General features: G+C 58.9%; 13 protein-coding genes. All 13 read right to left on the minus strand.

The features are described from left to right. Positions 1 to 90: 90 nt before the first annotated feature. On the minus strand, positions 91 to 2103 hold the full coding sequence (locus L6439_RS22130) for an endonuclease MutS2 (protein WP_213470803.1): 2013 nt from the start codon (positions 2101 to 2103) through the stop codon (positions 91 to 93). Positions 2104 to 2662: 559 nt separating this feature from the next. Further along, positions 2663 to 3607, minus strand: a complete 945-nt coding sequence (locus L6439_RS22135) for an AraC family transcriptional regulator (protein WP_213470804.1) — start codon at positions 3605 to 3607, stop codon at positions 2663 to 2665. A 706-nt stretch (positions 3608 to 4313) separates the two neighbouring features. Then, positions 4314 to 5015: an ABC transporter permease gene (locus L6439_RS22140; protein ID WP_168178301.1), complete on the minus strand. Its 702-nt coding sequence runs from the start codon at positions 5013 to 5015 to the stop codon at positions 4314 to 4316. 15 nt (positions 5016 to 5030) lie between these two features. Continuing rightward, positions 5031 to 5927, minus strand: coding sequence for a glycine betaine ABC transporter substrate-binding protein (locus tag L6439_RS22145; protein WP_168178302.1), 897 nt, complete (start codon positions 5925 to 5927; stop codon positions 5031 to 5033). Between the two features lie 63 nt (positions 5928 to 5990). After that, entirely contained in the window at positions 5991 to 6650 is a 660-nt protein-coding gene (locus L6439_RS22150; protein WP_168178303.1) for an ABC transporter permease, read from the minus strand. A gap of 3 nt (positions 6651 to 6653) precedes the next feature. After that, positions 6654 to 7817 (minus strand): ABC transporter ATP-binding protein, encoded by a 1164-nt coding sequence (locus L6439_RS22155; RefSeq protein ID WP_168178304.1) that lies wholly within the window; start codon positions 7815 to 7817, stop codon positions 6654 to 6656. 331 nt (positions 7818 to 8148) lie between these two features. Then, the gene (locus L6439_RS22160; protein ID WP_213470805.1) at positions 8149 to 8664 is read right to left on the minus strand and encodes a DUF2179 domain-containing protein; all 516 of its coding nucleotides are present in this window, start codon (positions 8662 to 8664) and stop codon (positions 8149 to 8151) included. Positions 8665 to 9485: 821 nt separating this feature from the next. Next, on the minus strand, positions 9486 to 11102 hold the full coding sequence (locus L6439_RS22165; protein ID WP_237096592.1) for a cobyric acid synthase: 1617 nt from the start codon (positions 11100 to 11102) through the stop codon (positions 9486 to 9488). 5 nt (positions 11103 to 11107) lie between these two features. After that, positions 11108 to 11947, minus strand: a complete 840-nt coding sequence (gene cobS / locus L6439_RS22170; RefSeq protein ID WP_168178307.1) for an adenosylcobinamide-GDP ribazoletransferase — start codon at positions 11945 to 11947, stop codon at positions 11108 to 11110. Further along, a complete protein-coding gene (gene cobU, locus L6439_RS22175) occupies positions 11944 to 12555 on the minus strand; it encodes a bifunctional adenosylcobinamide kinase/adenosylcobinamide-phosphate guanylyltransferase (protein WP_168178308.1) in 612 nt (203 codons plus the stop codon). Before cobU ends, cobS begins: the two co-directional genes overlap by 4 nt. Then, a complete protein-coding gene (gene cobT, locus L6439_RS22180) occupies positions 12552 to 13631 on the minus strand; it encodes a nicotinate-nucleotide--dimethylbenzimidazole phosphoribosyltransferase (RefSeq protein WP_168178364.1) in 1080 nt (359 codons plus the stop codon). Before cobT ends, cobU begins: the two co-directional genes overlap by 4 nt. Positions 13632 to 13818: 187 nt before the next feature. Next, positions 13819 to 14724 carry an ABC transporter ATP-binding protein gene (locus L6439_RS22185; protein WP_237096593.1) on the minus strand — a complete coding sequence of 302 codons (906 nt, stop codon included), beginning with the start codon at positions 14722 to 14724 and terminating at the stop codon, positions 13819 to 13821. Continuing rightward, positions 14721 to 15764 (minus strand): FecCD family ABC transporter permease, encoded by a 1044-nt coding sequence (locus L6439_RS22190; protein ID WP_168178309.1) that lies wholly within the window; start codon positions 15762 to 15764, stop codon positions 14721 to 14723. Before L6439_RS22190 ends, L6439_RS22185 begins: the two co-directional genes overlap by 4 nt.

The raw sequence follows: 15764 nt of genomic DNA on the forward strand, positions 1-15764 counted from the left end.
GTATCACGCCCTCACCGATACCTAAAATATTTTCATTGTTCGCGTTCCATATGATTCGGATCTGACGGGGCCCGCAGGCCCCGCCCGGCATCATTCCTCCGCCTCATGGACAATGCTCAAGCCTTCCACATGCTTGCGCTCCATCAGCTTCCGCTTTTTCCTGTTCTCCTTCGTCTCGAACACGATGTCCATATCATAATTTTCCGGATACAATTCCTTGCCTTCAATATACAGCGACAGCCGCTTATGATTGATTTTGACCTTCTGCCGCTCAATCATGACTCCGACATTGCCCCGTGCATCCGCCGCTTCATATACGATTCCGGTCCGCCCTAGATACGAGATATAGACGCAATCGCCAATCTCCAGCGGACGGTCCTGCTTCGCCTCCACTCCACTCGAATTCTCCGCTGCCCCATCCTCAGGCGAGGCGGCCCCGTTAACAGCCGCGGGCGCCTCTGAGTCAAGCAGCGGCCGGGACACCGGCTCCGACATGGATTCGCCATCCCGCAGCAATCCGGCGTCATAGCCCGCCGCCGTCCCCGCTTCCGCATCCGCGCGCAGCCCCGGCGCTTCCTCCCGGCGCGCCGCCAGTTCCTCCGCTCGGCGGATCAGCTCCGGGTTCAGCCCGAGCTTCCGTGAGATGAGGAAGGCGTAGCTGCTGCCGGCTTCTCCGATGCAGAGCCGATAGAGCGGCTGCAGCGTATCCGGATCGAACTCCATCCGGGCGTTGCGGAAGCCCGGCGTGACGCCGGCGAAATGCTTGATCTCGTTGTAGTGGGTCGTCGCGATGACCATCGTCCCGCGCCGCGCCAGCTCCTCCAGCAGCGCGATCGACAGGGCGACCCCTTCACCCGGATCGGTGCCCGACGCCATCTCGTCAATAAGCACGAGCGTCGCCTCATCCGCAAAGGCCAGCATATCGATGACCCGCGTAATATGAGCCGAGAACGTGCTGAGCGACTGCTCCAGGCTCTGCCCGTCGCCGATATCGGCCGCGATATGGCGGAACACCGGGAAGCTGCTCCCTTCCCCGGCAGGCACAAGCAAGCCGGACTGCACCATCAGACACAGCAGCCCGACCGTCTTGAGCGCCACCGTCTTGCCGCCTGTGTTCGGCCCGGTGACGATCAAGGCCCGGTAGCCCCGCCCGATCTGAATATCGAGCGGAACCGTGCCGCCGCCAAGCAGCGGATGCTTCGCCTGCCGCAGATCGACGACGCCGTTCTCGTTCAAGCGGACCGGCTGCCCTTCGATCGATTGCGCATATTTCCCCCGCGCGAACACGTAGTCATACCAGCCTACCGTTTCCGCATTGCGGCGCAACTCCTCCGCTTTACCATCGAGCAGCTCGGTCAGATAGCTGAGAATCTTCGCCTCTTCCTTCCCTTCCTCGATACGAAGGATCGCCAGCTCCTGCTGCAGCACGGCCAGTTCCTGCGGCTCGACATAGACCGTCTGTCCGCTGGACGATTCGTCAACGACGCTGCCCTTGATCTGCTTACGGTACTCCTTTTTGATCGGAAAAACATAGCGTCCGTTCCGCTGGCTCACGAGATTTTCCTGCATCAGCGAGCGGTACCGGTTCAACAGCGCGTCGATTTTGCCGCGGATCTTGTCTTCGACGGCCGTCAATTTGCGCCGGACCTTATGCAGCTCCTTGCTCGCCTCATCCCGAATCCGGCCATGCGCGAGGCAGCGGTCGATCTCGGACGCCACCCCGTCCAGCGGATGCATTGAGGCCGCATAGGCGGCGACCGTCGGGGCGATTCCCTCCTTGGACCGCATATAGGCGATAAGCTGCGAGCAGCTGTGCAGGAACTGCCGTACATGCGCAATATCCTTCTCGCCGAACAGATACCCTGACCCAAGCAGGGACAGCACCGTGTCCATTCCTTGCAGGGAAGGAATTGGAACGCTTGCCCCCTTGGCAAGCATCCGAGTCGCCTCTTCCGTCTCCAGCAGCGCATGCTGCACCGCCTTGGCATCGGTGAGCGGCTTCATCTCCTCTATATGCCGCTGCCCGGCATAAGAGAGAGCATACTTCATTACCTCCTGCTTCACGCGTCCGTATTCTAGACGCTCCAGCATTTTGTCGTCCATGTTCAGCACTCCTTCTCATATCTTCCTTCCAACACAGATGTCCGCATGCGACAAAAAAGGCAGAAGAATGCGCAAGTATCGCATCTTCTGCCTTCCGTCATAACGTATCGCGACCCGGCTCTGCCCGGTCCCGCCCGGGCAGCGCAATCACGTGCAAGGAGCGGGCGCGCATTCGCCGAAAGCGTGCGTCTTCCCTTCTCCTGAACGCAAAAAAACCGTGCTCTAACAACAGCACGGATCGTGTCGCCTGCAGACGTTAATCTTGGCTTCAAATGAATCTCCGCTGTTCTTAACTAATTCCGGAAGTCTGATTCGCACATGCTCAAATAAACGTCCAGCAAGACGCTTTTTCGAACAAATGCAAGGCTTCCCTATGGAATTGATTAGTTAAGAACGCTCGCCAACATTAACATCTCTCCCTGTATATGGATAATCTCATCGTAATCGATTGCACCCGCAAAGTCAAGTCCGGCTCCCGCTCCCTCCGATCCGCCGGCTTCGCACGCGTCTCCCTCCGCCCGGGAATGCGGTTCCGCCGCTTGATATTCCCGGATTCATCCTACTCCAGCCGCCCGGGCGCCTTCTTCTTGTACTGAGAGGGAGACAGGCCGGTATGCCGCTTGAATATCCGCGAGAAGTAAGCCAGATCGTTAAACCCGACGCCGAAGCAAATTTCCGTAATCGACATATCGGATTCCAGCAGACAATCGACCGCCTTGCGTACTCGCAGATCAATCAAGTAATCATTGAAGGTTTTGCCGGTGAAGCGCTTGAACAAGTAGCAAAAATACGTCTTCGACAAGCTGAATTGGCGGCACAGCCGTTCCAGCCTCAGCTCTTCCGCATAGTGAAGATGAATATATTCGGTAACGGAGGTAATGACGTCCCGGTATTTTTCCACCCGATCGTCTTCTTCGCTTGTCTTGTCGGCGGGCTTCGTATATTCGCGAATAATAATCGCCAGCAGCCGGAGCAGATCAGCCTTCAGCACCAGTTCGTAATACCGGCGGGTATGCTGATACTCCTCCAGCATCTCCTGCAGCAGCCGCCCCACCTGGATATCGGTATCACCCGTCAGTGCCACCTTCGGCGTCGACTGCTTCTCATCCATCAGGAACTGCTCCAGATAAGAAAAGTCAACGCCCCGCTCGCCTTCGCGCTCCGCCGAATCAAGGACGAAATGCGGTAAAAATTCGCACCCGATAATCTCCACCTCTTGCCCGGCCACCATCTCGACCCGATGGACCGCGAACGGCGGGATAATGAATAAATTCCCTTTGACCATATGATAACTATGATGGTTAATCGTATGCTTGAACTCGCCTTTCAGCACGTACCAGATCTGAATGTAGTCATGAGTATGATCCCAGATGTTGCCGATCGACTGATCCAACCGGTACACCTTGCAAGGAAGATGGGCCTGCAGCTCCTGCTCCGAACGAAATTCGATGACGCCGCGCGCCTCGGCCTCGCTGTCATGACCGCGCCTGCCGTCATGTGACATGTACATCACCCTGTCTGTCCATTGAGAAGATAAAAGTCCTTGCTTCTATTGTACAACGCTTTCAGCCGTTTGCCCAATTGGTAGTTCCGGACATTCGCTTTTGCCGATGCGCAATATATCTGCCCATTCGAAAAGTCCGGTAGAATAAGTCACGGCCTGGGATTGAGCGAGGCTTCCACTCGCTACGGTAGCCTGATATTAAGATTCTTGAACCCGCATGAGGAGAAAATCAGACATGCAGAGGTGACCGATGGTGCTGTTCCGACTCCCCCTCGGCCCTTTACCCCTTTGTTCATCAGACTTCTTGAGGATATTGCTGTGATTCGTTCTTCCAACTAACTTTTATAATTTCTTATGACTCAAAATCAGGATTTACATTTTAACTTATAAATGGTAGCGTTGCTTATATACTTTTGAAGTTCGCGGCTTGGCAGACGGCAATTCCTTCTCTACGACCGCTAACGACTAGAAATATGACGTCAGTCTTCCTTGGACTCTCCAGGGAAGACTGACTTGTTTCCATGAAATCATTTCAGAAATGATGTGTGCCTATGGGAGAGTCCGTATATGTCCTGGCGGCAAAAAGCAGCGCTAATCATACTGCTTATACTGATCGTTTTTATTTTAGGGTATTTTTTTGACCGTTAAAATTAGCCGATTATCGTAACGGCAGGCCTAATCCCCCGCCGCGGGGCTTCCGCCCGCGTCAGGCGGCCGGACGGGTCGAGCCCGGCCCGGCGCCGTTCTTCCGCGATTTGCGCTCCGTGAGGTTCCATCGTTTCTGAAGGATGGCGAGCAGCACATCTGCGACGATGGCGAGCAGCGCCGCCGGGATCGCCCCGGCGTAAATGCGCAGCGGGTTCTGCGAATTGATGCCGGCATAGATCTCCCGGCCCAATCCGTCCCCGCCGACGATAGGCGCGATCGTCGCGACCCCGATCGCGATGACGGCCGCGATGCGCAGCCCGGTCAGCATATAAGTCAGCGCCAGCGGGAACCGCACCTTGAACAGCAGCTGCAGCGGGCTCATGCCGACGCCGCGTCCGGCCTCGACATAGCTCGCATTGACCTGCTTCAGCCCGACGTACGTGTTGCGGACGATCGGGTTGAGCGAGTACAGAAGCAGGCCGACGACGACCGTCTTCGTGCCGAGTCCGAACGCGAGCATCAGCAGCACGAGCAGGGCCAGGCTCGGGATGACCTGGAGCGTGCTCGTCACCGCGAGAATGAGCCGGGATAAGCCCTTGTACCGGGCGCACAGCACGCCGAGCGGAACGCCGATGACGAAGGCCAGGCCGACGCCGGTGAGCACCATTACGATATGGGTCACGAAATATTCCCATAATAAATCCGTATTGCGGCCGATATACGCGATTAAATCCGCAATTGTCCATTCATAGCTTCCCATTGCGCGCCTCCTTTCTTACTTAAGCAGCCCGACTCGTTTTAAATAATTGACGGCCACTTCCCGTTCGCTTTTCTTTTCGACATCCACTTCATAGTTCAAATCGATCATCGTCTTCTCGTCCAGGGTTCCCACGAGCAGGCCGAGTACCTCCTTTAATTCCGGATGCGCCTCCAGCACATCATTGCGCACCACGGTCGAAGCGTCATACGGCGGAAAAAATTGCCTGTCATCCTGCAGCGTCTTCAATTGATAAGCCTTCAGGCGCGAATCGGTGGAATAAGCAAGCACAATATCGACCTGGTTGTTCGCCACCGCCTCGTACACGAGGCTTTGCTCCATCGGGAACTCCTTGCCGAACCGGAAGCCGTACTCATCCTGAAAGCCCTTGTATCCGTCCAGGCCCCGTTCGAGCCAGGTGGTATCGACGCCGAGCCGCAGACTGCCGGCATCCTTCTGCACATCGGATATTTTCTCATATCCGCGCTCCTGCGCCAGATCGCTGCGCACGGTGAAGGCATACGTATTCTCGAAGCCGAGCGGATCGAACCACGTAAAATCAAAATATTTATCGAAGCCCTCCTGGGCCTGCTTCAATACCTCATCCCGCTGCTTCGTCTCGACGACCGGGAAATGGTTGTTGAAGATCTCGCCCGTGTAGAGCGTGGCAATCTGCAGCTCGTTCTTCTTCATCGAGTTAATGACGATGCCGCTCGCCGCCAGGTCTGGCAGCACCTTGGCCTTCAGTTCGGTGCGGTCTTCAATGAGCGCCTTGTACATTTCGGCCAATATTTTCGCCTCGGAATAGGTCTGCGCTCCGATGACAAGCCGGTTGTCCAGCCCGCAGGATGACAGCAATATCGTCAACGCCAGCAGGGCAATCGCGAGGCCCGCCGGCCGTGTTCGTCCAGTCATACCGAATCCTCCTCCTTCATTCACTCCAGTCCCGGACCGTACACCCCGTTACGGACGGCAAGGTTAAGCAGACAAGCTGCTCGTCCGTCCAAAACGGCGTGTAAGTGCTTTTTCCAAAAGCCCGAGAAGTCCGTCGATGACAAACGCGAGCACGATGGCCCCGACGGCTCCGGTAACGATCAGCTCCGGCTTGTTGACTCCCATGCCCGATACGATCAACTGTCCCAGGCCCCCGGCCCCGATCAAGGCGGCGAGCGTCGCCCAGCTAATAATGTAGACCGTTGTCACGCGCACGCCGGACATAATATAAGGCAAGGCCAGCGGAAGCTGAATGCGCACAATTCGCTGGAACGTCCCATAGCCCATGCCGCGGGCCGACTCCAGCACGCTCCGGTCCACGGACTCGAAGCCATCGTACGTATTGCGCAGAATCGGCATAATCGAATAGAGGAACAAAGCGAATATGGCCGGCTTCATGCCGATGCCCATCAGCGGAATCATAATGGCCAGCAACGCCAGACTCGGCACGGTCTGGAGCAGATTGGCAACGAAGAATACGATGCTGTTCAGCCAGGAGAACGTGTTGTAGATAAGCGCGATGCCGAGCGGAATGGCCACGAGACACCCGATCAGCACCGAAGCGGCCGAGATGACCATATGTTCGGCCAGCGCCGTGACAATGTCGCTTCCACGCTCTTGCAGAAATGTCCACCATCCACCCATCGGTTACGCCTCCTCTCCGAATGTATTCGGCGCGCTCTCCATGATTGATGGATATACGTCCGCCAAATGCTTGACGATGCTGCCCCGGGTAATCAAGCCGATAAACTTGCCGTTCTCGTCGACGACCGCCAAAATCGTAAGCCGGTTGTCGCTCATGATCTTCACCGCTTCCGGCAGCGGCGTTCCCGGCCGGACGAAATAGCCGATCGGCCGCATCACATCCCTCACCCGCTTGTTCTCCTCCCCGTATTGGTCCAGCACCTTATAAATGGAGACGATGCCCTGCAGCTTGTCGTCACGGTCGACGATGAACAGCGAGTCCACCTTGCGGCTCTCCATCAGCTTGATGGCTTCCGCCAGCCCCCGGTTCGGATACGCCGTCACCGGCTTCGGCACCATTACTTCATCCACGACCGGAATATCGAAGCCGGCCGCTCCCTCCAGCCGCTTCTGGCCGATGAATGTGCGGACGAAATCATTCGCCGGATGCCGAAGAATATTTTCCGGCGATCCGGTCTGCACGACCTCGCCATCCTTCATCAGCACGATCGTATCCGCGATTTTGATCGCCTCATCCATGTCATGGGTGACGAAAATAATCGTTTTGTTCAGCTCCTGCTGGAGCCGGATCAGCTCATCCTGCAGCTGCTCCCTGCTGATCGGATCGAGCGCGCTGAACGGTTCATCCATCAAAATGATGTCCGGATCGGCGGCGAATGCGCGGATGACGCCAATGCGCTGCTGCTGGCCTCCGCTCAGCTCGGATGGATAGCGATCGCGGTACACTTCCGGATCGAGGTGAACGAGCCGCAGCAATTCATCCACCCGTTGTTCGATCTTGGCTTTATCCCATTTCTTCAATTGCGGGACGACGGCAACGTTTTTGCCGATGGTCATGTGGGGGAATAATCCGATGTTTTGAATGACGTAGCCGATATTGCGCCGGAGCTCCACAGCGTTCTGCTCCGAAATATCTTGGCCGTTAATGAGGATTTTTCCGCTTGAAGGGGTTATCAGACGGTTAATCATTTTCATGGTGGTCGATTTGCCGCATCCGCTCGGTCCGATCAGAACGGTGAGCTCGCCCTTCTTGAATTCCAGATTGATGTCTTTCAACGCGTGAAAGCCACCTTCGTAAACCTTATTCACTTTTTGGAATTGGATCATGCGCCATCACCTCTTTTTTATAAAAAATATTGATAGAAGCTGTCGACCCCTGCGGGTGCTGCCAAGTATGTAGATGAATCCGGCCGGCCTGAAATGGGGAGCGGTTATTTGTTATGTGTACGCGAATCAGCGCAAGGAATAGAACGCGCGATCGCTGATAGCGCATTTACACATAAGCATACTTAATAATTAAACCTATCCTGACCATATGAAACAAAAGACTTAGGCTTCGACAAAAAACAGGCCTCTGGTCTTCATTATCTGCAAATTTTAGATTCTTATGTTTACCAAAAAAACCGTCCTTCTCCAGCCACAAAAAAAGGCCCCGCGCCTAGCGGCGCGTGACCTTGGTCCAAAATCCTCCGTGAAGCTGCGTCGGCTCGGAGGTGACGATAAATGCCTTCGGTTCAATTTCCAAAATCGATTGTTGGAGCATGCTGCGGTTCTTCCGCTTCGCCAGCACCTCAAGCATGAGCCGATGCCCGTCCCGGCCGCTGCCGATCCAGGAGGTGACGCCGAAGCCATGATCCCGGAGATAATTCGGCAGCGGGCTGTCCGGATTGTTGACGATGACTTTGAAGACAACGTAGCCGAGCGCAATTTTGTCCTCGATCCAGGAGCCGACCAGCACCCCGATGCCGTACCCGACGGCGTACACGATCAGGCTGACCGGTTCGTCCAAATATTTGAGCACCATATTCAGGCCAAGCACATAGATGATAATCTCGACCGTGCTGATCGAGGCCGCCAAGTACCGCTGACCCTTCAAGGTTAATATCATGCGCAGCGTGAAAAGAGAGACATAGACGATTTGTATCGTGAAAATGGCGATGAGAATCGTAAACATGGCGTATTCCTTTCCTTCCGCCGATGCAAGCGCAACGCGATTAATATATATCTTTACCCTTCTTCTCCTTTCCGGAAACGCGGACAAAAAAAGAAGGACCCCGGCCTCAAGCCAGACTCCCTTGATTGTAATCTCTTTACAGCCGCAACACAAGCGGCTTCCTGGGGGACGGCCCTTGCCAATTCAAGGCTTCGGGGCAAGTGAATTCCAATGCGCCGACAGCCCGAAGCATCCATCTCCTTCGCCTGCCGTACTTCCCGTCGCTTGGCCCATCCTTCCGTGCGCCTTGTCCCTCCTGCGCGCCCGTCTTCCGTTCCGGTACGCTCGCTCTCCGTACCTGCTATCCGCCTCACCCCGCATCAATGGACCAGCCTTATTCCCGGCCTGCCCCGGGACTTTGCTTGGAAACATGCAAGAGGAACATACTTTCATGCGAGAGGTACATACTTTACAGGCGAGAGATACACCGAAAGATACATGCGAAAGGGACATGATTTGGAATCTAAAGACACGTGCTCAGGAACACTCATGGGAAACAGGGAGATAAGGAACGGTCTTTCTCCCTTACGGCCACTCTCCCATCGGGTCAGAATCCCGGAGGCATAATGCCCAATACATCGGGAGGCACGGTACGTCTCGGGCAAAAGCACTTTGAACGGGATAGGTTCCTGAGTAAAAGGGAGTTACTTCGAAGAGGCTAAGCCCCCTCCGCCAGCCCCATAGAGCGGACGCCAAAAGCCCGGCGCCTGCATCGCAAGCGCCGGGCTGTCCGCTATCCGGTAACCATCAAGCGGGGAGGCGGCATTGTTGCCCCCCTGATGTCAGGACTGCGGTTCCGCAACCCGCAGTATATGATAGATCCGCTCCATGTCCAAGTGGCTGCGAGCCCGATCCGCCAAGCGGTCAAAAGCAGCCTCGCGCTGGGCGGCAAAGTTTAATTGGACCGGCAAAGGCGGAAGGCTCTTCGCCTCGCGAAGCCGGTTGAGCCAGCCCCTGCGGAAGACGTCATTATGGAACAAGCCATGCAAATAAGTGCCCATGATGCGTCCATTCGGGTGCAGCAAGCCGTCATGACTGGCGGAAGCGGCATCCGCCTCGTCCGCAGCCCGCAGCTCCAACAGCGGTTCGGCCACGATATCCGCCGCGGTCGGCAGTGAACGGCCCATATGAATCTCATAGCCTTCCATAGGGCATGCCTCGAGGGGCGTCCCGCGCAGTCCGGAGGCGATGACTGTTCCCCGCACGCGTTCCGTCCGCTTGTCGGCGGCGAACACCGTCTCCATCGGGAGCAGCCCCAGGCCGTCCATGACCGCCCCCGCCTCGGCCTCCGCACCATGCGGATCGCGCAGATGCACGCCCAACATTTGATAGCCTCCGCAAATGCCGGTGACGGCCCCTTCCTTCGCATATGCCGCCAACGCGTCGGCCAGCCCGTTCTCCCGCATCCATTGGAGATCGGCCATCGTGCTCTTCGTCCCCGGAATAATGATGGCATCCGGCGCGCCGAGCTCCTCCGGCCGGCGAATATAGCGGATGCGCACATCAGGTTCCGCGGCCAGCGGATCGATGTCCGTGAAATTGGAGATGCGCGGCAAGCCCACGACCGCAATATCCAGGTCGTTCTCGGGGAGCGCCTTCCCTTTCCACTGCTCCAACGCGACCGAATCCTCCGCTTCAATATCGAGATCGTCGGCATAAGGCAGCACGCCGATCACCGGAATGCCCGTACGCTCTTCGAGCCAGTCGAGTCCGGGCTGCAGCAGCGTGACGTCACCGCGGAATTTGTTAATGATGAATCCTTGCACCCGCTCCCGTTCATGCGGCTCTAGCAGCTCCAGGGTACCGACGATCGAAGCGAACACGCCGCCCCGGTCGATGTCCGCCACGAGTAAGACGGGAGCCTCCGCCCAGGCAGCCATGTTCATATTGACGATATCATTCTGCTTCAGATTGATTTCGGCCGGGCTGCCCGCCCCCTCCATGACGACGATATCGTAAGCGGCGCGCAGCCGGTTCACTGCGTCCACCACGGTCCGCTTCGCTTCCGGCAGGAAGCCGGACCGGTAATCGCGGGCGCTCAGGTTCTTATAAGGCTTGCCGTGGACGACGACCTGCGAATGCATGTCCTTCGTCGGCTTGAGCAGCACCGGGTTCATGTCCGTCGTCGCCGCGATGCCGCACGCTTCCGCCTGCACGCCCTGAGCGCGCCCAATCTCCTTGCCGTCCGGCGTCACATACGAATTGAGCGCCATATTTTGCGACTTGAACGGGGCTACCCGGTACCCGTCCTGCTTGAAAATGCGGCATAGCGCCGTCGTCACGACGCTCTTGCCGACATCGGAGGCGGTTCCTTGGAGCATAATCGTTCGCCCACGCGGCCGTCCTTCCGTCTTCTTCGTCTGTTCCCCGCCTTGCGCGGCGCCGGATTTCTCGCTCATATCCTTCATCCTTTCCCGGATGCCGCCAGGAGAAGCAGCAGCAAGCCGACGACCTCCGTCCATTCGTTAATCGCGCCGTACGTATCTCCGGTCAGGCCGCCGAGCTTGCGCGACAAATATTCCATCGGCAGACAAGCCCCCGCCGTGCACAGCAGCGGCGCGCCTACGCTCATCGCAAGGGCGGCGGCCGGAGATGAGAGTCCCAGTCCCGTGAGCGCGCTTAAGCTCGTTCCGGCCTCTGCCGTTCCCGATGCCGCGGCGGCCAGGACGGCAAGCGCGAAGCCGAGCAGATAGGCCATCGTGACGTGCCCGGCCTTCACGCCGAGGAAATACCCGCCGAGCCCCTCTTCCGGGCGCGCCTGGGGCTTGCTCGCCAACGCCAATACCATCGCGGCGCGCGACCAGATGAACGGTACGACAACCCAGCCGTTCCACATGCCCAGCTCCATCAGAGAGACGAGGAGCGTCCATTTGAGCAGCAGCAGCAGAACGCAGGCGATGACGCCCATCGCCCCGCTGCGGCTGTCCTTCATAATCTCCAGCATCCGTTCGCGGGAACGCGAGCTGAGCACGCCGTCGGCGGTGTCCATCCAGCCGTCCATATGCAGCCCGCCCTGCAGCGCAACGGCCAGGGTAAGCGTCAGCGCGGCCGCCGGAAAGACGGGAAGCAGATGCATCAACCCCCAGCCTGCCGCCCAGACCAGCCCGCCGATGCAGAAGCCCGCCAGCGGAAAGAAGAAGGTGCTTCGCTTCAGCACCTCGTTCGTGAACGGCACCGAGAACGGAACAGGAATCCGGGTCAGAAATTGCATCGCCGCAACGAGTCCTTGCCATGTCCGCTTCATAGCCGCACCTCCCGGCTTTTCAACTCGATCGGAATGCCTGCGGTCACGAGATACACTTCATCCGCCTTCCCGGCGATGCGCTGGTTCAAGCGGCCCGCCGCGTCACGGAACATCCGGCCGAGCTTGTAGACGGGAACGATGCTGTCCCCGACCTCGTTCGTCACCATCACCAGCGTGCCGCGGAAGCGGCCGGCCTCCTCCGCCAGCCGTTCGATGCGCGCCTCCAGATAACGCTCGGCTTCCGGCGCCTCTCCCCATTGCCGCTCCGCCTGAAGCAGCTCGTTCGACAGCCAGAGCGTCAGGCAGTCGACCAGCACGGCCGGCCCTTCATGGGCGGCCCCTGCGTCCGCGCTGGTGCGGGCAAGCCATTCCGGCAACTGGAGCGGCTCGTTCACCGTCTTCCAGGCGTAGCCCGATTGCTCCCGATCCGACTGGTGGCGGCAAATCCGGTCGCGCATCTCCTCATCATGGGCTTCCGCGGTCGCGACATAGATGCCCCCATCCGGGACGCGCTTCATGAACAGCCGCTCCGCGAAGCCGCTTTTGCCGCTGCGAGCGCCGCCCGTGACGAGGACAAGCTTATTTCCTCCGGCAGCCGTGCCCGTCATGCTTGTCCCTCGCTATCGTCCGTGTCTTTGTTGGATACGCCCGCTTGGGCGAAGGTCGCCATCTCTTGCATAATGCGCAGCGAAGCATCGATAACCGGGAACATCAGAGCGCCGCCCGTTCCTTCGCCAAGGCGCATATTCAAGTGCAGGCCCGGCTTCAGGCCAAGCTCGGCCAGTAAAGCGGCATGCCCGCGTTCTTCGGACAGATGCGATGCGATGAGATAAGGCTGCGCCGCCGGAGCGAGCCGAACCGCAGCCAGCGCCGCCGCGCTGGAGATGAAGCCGTCGACGACGACCGGGAGCCGATGGGCGGCCGCGCCGAGAATGACGCCGGTCAGTCCGGCGATCTCCAGTCCGCCGACCTTCGCGAGCACATCCAGCGCATCGCTGCGATCGGGCTGGTTGACTTCAAGCGACTGACGCACGACGTTGCATTTGTGGGCCCACTGCGCATCGCCGATGCCGGTCCCCCGCCCAACGGCCTCCTCCGGGGCCAACCCGGTCAAGGCGCACAGAATGGCTGCGCTCGGCGTCGTGTTGCCGATGCCCATTTCTCCGGTAGAGAACATGCGAATTCCGGCCTGGACGCACTCGTTCACCGTATCGACGCCGGCCATGAGCGCCGCCACCGCCTCGTCCCGGGTCATCGCCGGACCCTGGGCCATATTGCCGGTGCCGCGGCGCACCTTGCGCGATTGCAGCTGCGGGTGGCTCAGATCGGCGTTGACGCCGACATCGACGCAGATGACTTCAGCCCCCGCCTGACGCGCCAGCACATTGACGGCCGCGCCGCCGGCAAGGAAATTCATGACCATCTGCGGGGTCACTTCGGCCGGGAAGGCGCTGATCCCTTCCGCGCAGACGCCATGATCGCCCGCCATCACGATAATCGCCTTCTGCTTGAATTCCGGTGTAACAGTCCCGGTAATGCCGGCCAATTGAACCGCAAGCTCCTCCAGAAGCCCGAGGCTGCCCGGAGGCTTCGTCAGTTGATTTTGATGCCCGGCGGCCGCCTCCATCGCCGTCTTGTCCAGAGCGGGGATCCGCCCGATCAATTCGCTAAGCCGTTCATTCATCGCATTCATCTCATTCATCTCCGTTTTCCATAGTTGTCAGTGCCATCGATGTTCATCCCAATTACAGAAATGAGCCTTTTCCTGCGTGTTCGTCCTTCCATCTCCCGCCATGCCGTGGAATCAGCCCGATTCCCGTTCGCGGCTTCCCTTGTTACCGGCTGTCGCCGCCTTCGTGTTCTCGCTTCCCTTATGCTCTTGCCGCCTCGTCGCCCTCTGTCCCGGCTTCCGCTTCCTTCTGCGCCTGTTTTATCCCCGTCTCCGCTTCCTCCTCCGTATGGGCCGGACACATCAGCAGCTGCGGACGCCCGTTCCCCGGATGCGGCACGATGGCGGCGCGGGTCTCGAAGTAGCGCGCGATGACATCCGGCGACATCAGATCCTCCGGTGCGCCGTCTGCCGCGATGCGCCCCTCATGCACGACGACGAGCCGATCGCAATACAGCGCCGCCAGGTTCAGATCATGCAGCACCGAGACCACCGTCAAGCCGCAGTCCCGCTGCCAGTCGCGGACGACATCCATGAACTGCACCTGGTACCGGATGTCCAGATAGGTCGTCGGCTCGTCCAGCAGCACGACAGACGGCGATTGCGCCATCAGCTTCGCGAGGGCGACCCGCTGGCGTTGTCCTCCGCTGAGCCGGTCGATCGGCCGTTCCTCCAGTTCCGTCAGCTGCAGCCGTTCCATTATCGAATCGATATAGGGGCCGCTGTCCTCCAACTCCGAGCCGAACCAGGACTGATACGGGAAGCGGCCCATCTCGACGACCTCGCGGACCGAGTATCCGATCGGCGGAAGCGACTCCTGGAGCAGGACCGCCATCGTCTGCGACAGCGCTTTGCGCGAGTAGGAGCGAAGGGAGCGTCCCATAAGCTCAATCCGCCCGCTGGCCGGAGAATCGGCGCCGGACAGCAGCGACAGCAGCGTTGACTTGCCGCTGCCGTTCGGCCCGATGATGCCGACCCATTCTCCGGCGCGGACGGTCAAGGAGACGTCGTTCAGCACCGTTCGGCTGCCATAACTTTTGCTGATATGCCCGGCCTGAAGAATCGGCTCTCCCGGGTTGATCCGCCCGGACGCTGTTCCCGGCTTCATGACCATTTCCTCCGTTTCGACCGTTTATTTCGGATCAGCAGATACGCGAAGAACGGCGCGCCGATGAAGGCGGTCACCACCCCGAGCGGTATCTCGGTCGGTGCCAGCGCCGTCCGCGCAATCGTATCTGCCCACATGACATAGATCGCTCCGCCCGCGGCCGACAACGGCACTAGCAAGCGATAGTCCGGGCCGACCAGCAGCCGAATCATGTGCGGGACGACGAGCCCGACGAAGCCGATAACCCCCGATACGGAGACGGCGGCCGCCGTAATGAACGTCGATACGAGCAGAACGACCCACTTCGTGCGCTCGACATGAAGCCCGAGATGAGACGCCTGCCGCTCTCCGAGGGCCAGCAGATTGAGCGGGCGGGCATAAGCGATCAAGGCGATAAGCCCGAGCGCCATATAGGGCGCCAGCACGGCCGAATAAGACCAGCCCCGCAGCGCCAGGCTCCCCATGACCCAATACAAAATCTCGTTGATCGTCTGCTTCGACATCGCGACGAGAAAGGAGACGATCGAACCGAGGAACGCCTGCGTGACGACACCGGCCAAAATCAGCGTCTCGATCGGGATTTTGCCGTCTTCCCTGGCCAGGCGCATGACAGCCAACAGCGTCAGCGTGCCAGTGATGAAGGCGACGATCGGAACCGTCCACTGGCCCAGCAGCGCATACTGCAGACCGAAGTAGATCAGGAACGCGGCGCCGACGGAAGCTCCGGAAGACACGCCCAGCGTGTACGGATCCGCCAGCGGATTGCGCAGCACGCCCTGGAAGCCCGTCCCGGCCAATCCCAGCGACGCGCCGACGAGCATCGCGAGGACGACGCGCGGGAAGCGGACCTTGAGCATAATGGTCGCGGAAGCGTCGTCCCAGGTGACGGGAATGAGGGATTCCAGCCCGGGAACATGATGCAGCAATATTTTCGCAATCTCGCCCATCGGCATCTTCACCGATCCGACGGACAGGCAGCCTACAATAGATAAAAGGAGCAGCGCCAACATCGCTACTCCAAAGCCCAACCCTTTTTTCAT

The organism is Paenibacillus dendritiformis (genome assembly GCF_021654795.1).
Lineage (GTDB): Bacteria > Bacillota > Bacilli > Paenibacillales > Paenibacillaceae > Paenibacillus_B.

Excerpts from the sequence above, each read along its gene's own strand:
- L6439_RS22130 (WP_213470803.1), bottom strand. The coding sequence starts at position 2,103 with ATGGACGACAAAATGCTGGAGCGTCTAGAATACGGACGCGTGAAGCAG.
- L6439_RS22135 (WP_213470804.1), bottom strand. The coding sequence starts at position 3,607 with ATGTCACATGACGGCAGGCGCGGTCATGACAGCGAGGCCGAGGCGCGC.
- L6439_RS22140 (WP_168178301.1), bottom strand. The coding sequence starts at position 5,015 with ATGGGAAGCTATGAATGGACAATTGCGGATTTAATCGCGTATATCGGC.
- L6439_RS22145 (WP_168178302.1), bottom strand. The coding sequence starts at position 5,927 with ATGACTGGACGAACACGGCCGGCGGGCCTCGCGATTGCCCTGCTGGCG.
- L6439_RS22150 (WP_168178303.1), bottom strand. The coding sequence starts at position 6,650 with ATGGGTGGATGGTGGACATTTCTGCAAGAGCGTGGAAGCGACATTGTC.
- L6439_RS22155 (WP_168178304.1), bottom strand. The coding sequence starts at position 7,817 with ATGATCCAATTCCAAAAAGTGAATAAGGTTTACGAAGGTGGCTTTCAC.
- L6439_RS22160 (WP_213470805.1), bottom strand. The coding sequence starts at position 8,664 with ATGTTTACGATTCTCATCGCCATTTTCACGATACAAATCGTCTATGTC.
- L6439_RS22165 (WP_237096592.1), bottom strand. The coding sequence starts at position 11,102 with ATGAGCGAGAAATCCGGCGCCGCGCAAGGCGGGGAACAGACGAAGAAG.
- cobS (WP_168178307.1), bottom strand. The coding sequence starts at position 11,947 with ATGAAGCGGACATGGCAAGGACTCGTTGCGGCGATGCAATTTCTGACC.
- cobU (WP_168178308.1), bottom strand. The coding sequence starts at position 12,555 with ATGACGGGCACGGCTGCCGGAGGAAATAAGCTTGTCCTCGTCACGGGC.
- cobT (WP_168178364.1), bottom strand. The coding sequence starts at position 13,631 with ATGAATGAACGGCTTAGCGAATTGATCGGGCGGATCCCCGCTCTGGAC.
- L6439_RS22185 (WP_237096593.1), bottom strand. The coding sequence starts at position 14,724 with ATGAAGCCGGGAACAGCGTCCGGGCGGATCAACCCGGGAGAGCCGATT.
- L6439_RS22190 (WP_168178309.1), bottom strand. The coding sequence starts at position 15,764 with ATGAAAAAAGGGTTGGGCTTTGGAGTAGCGATGTTGGCGCTGCTCCTT.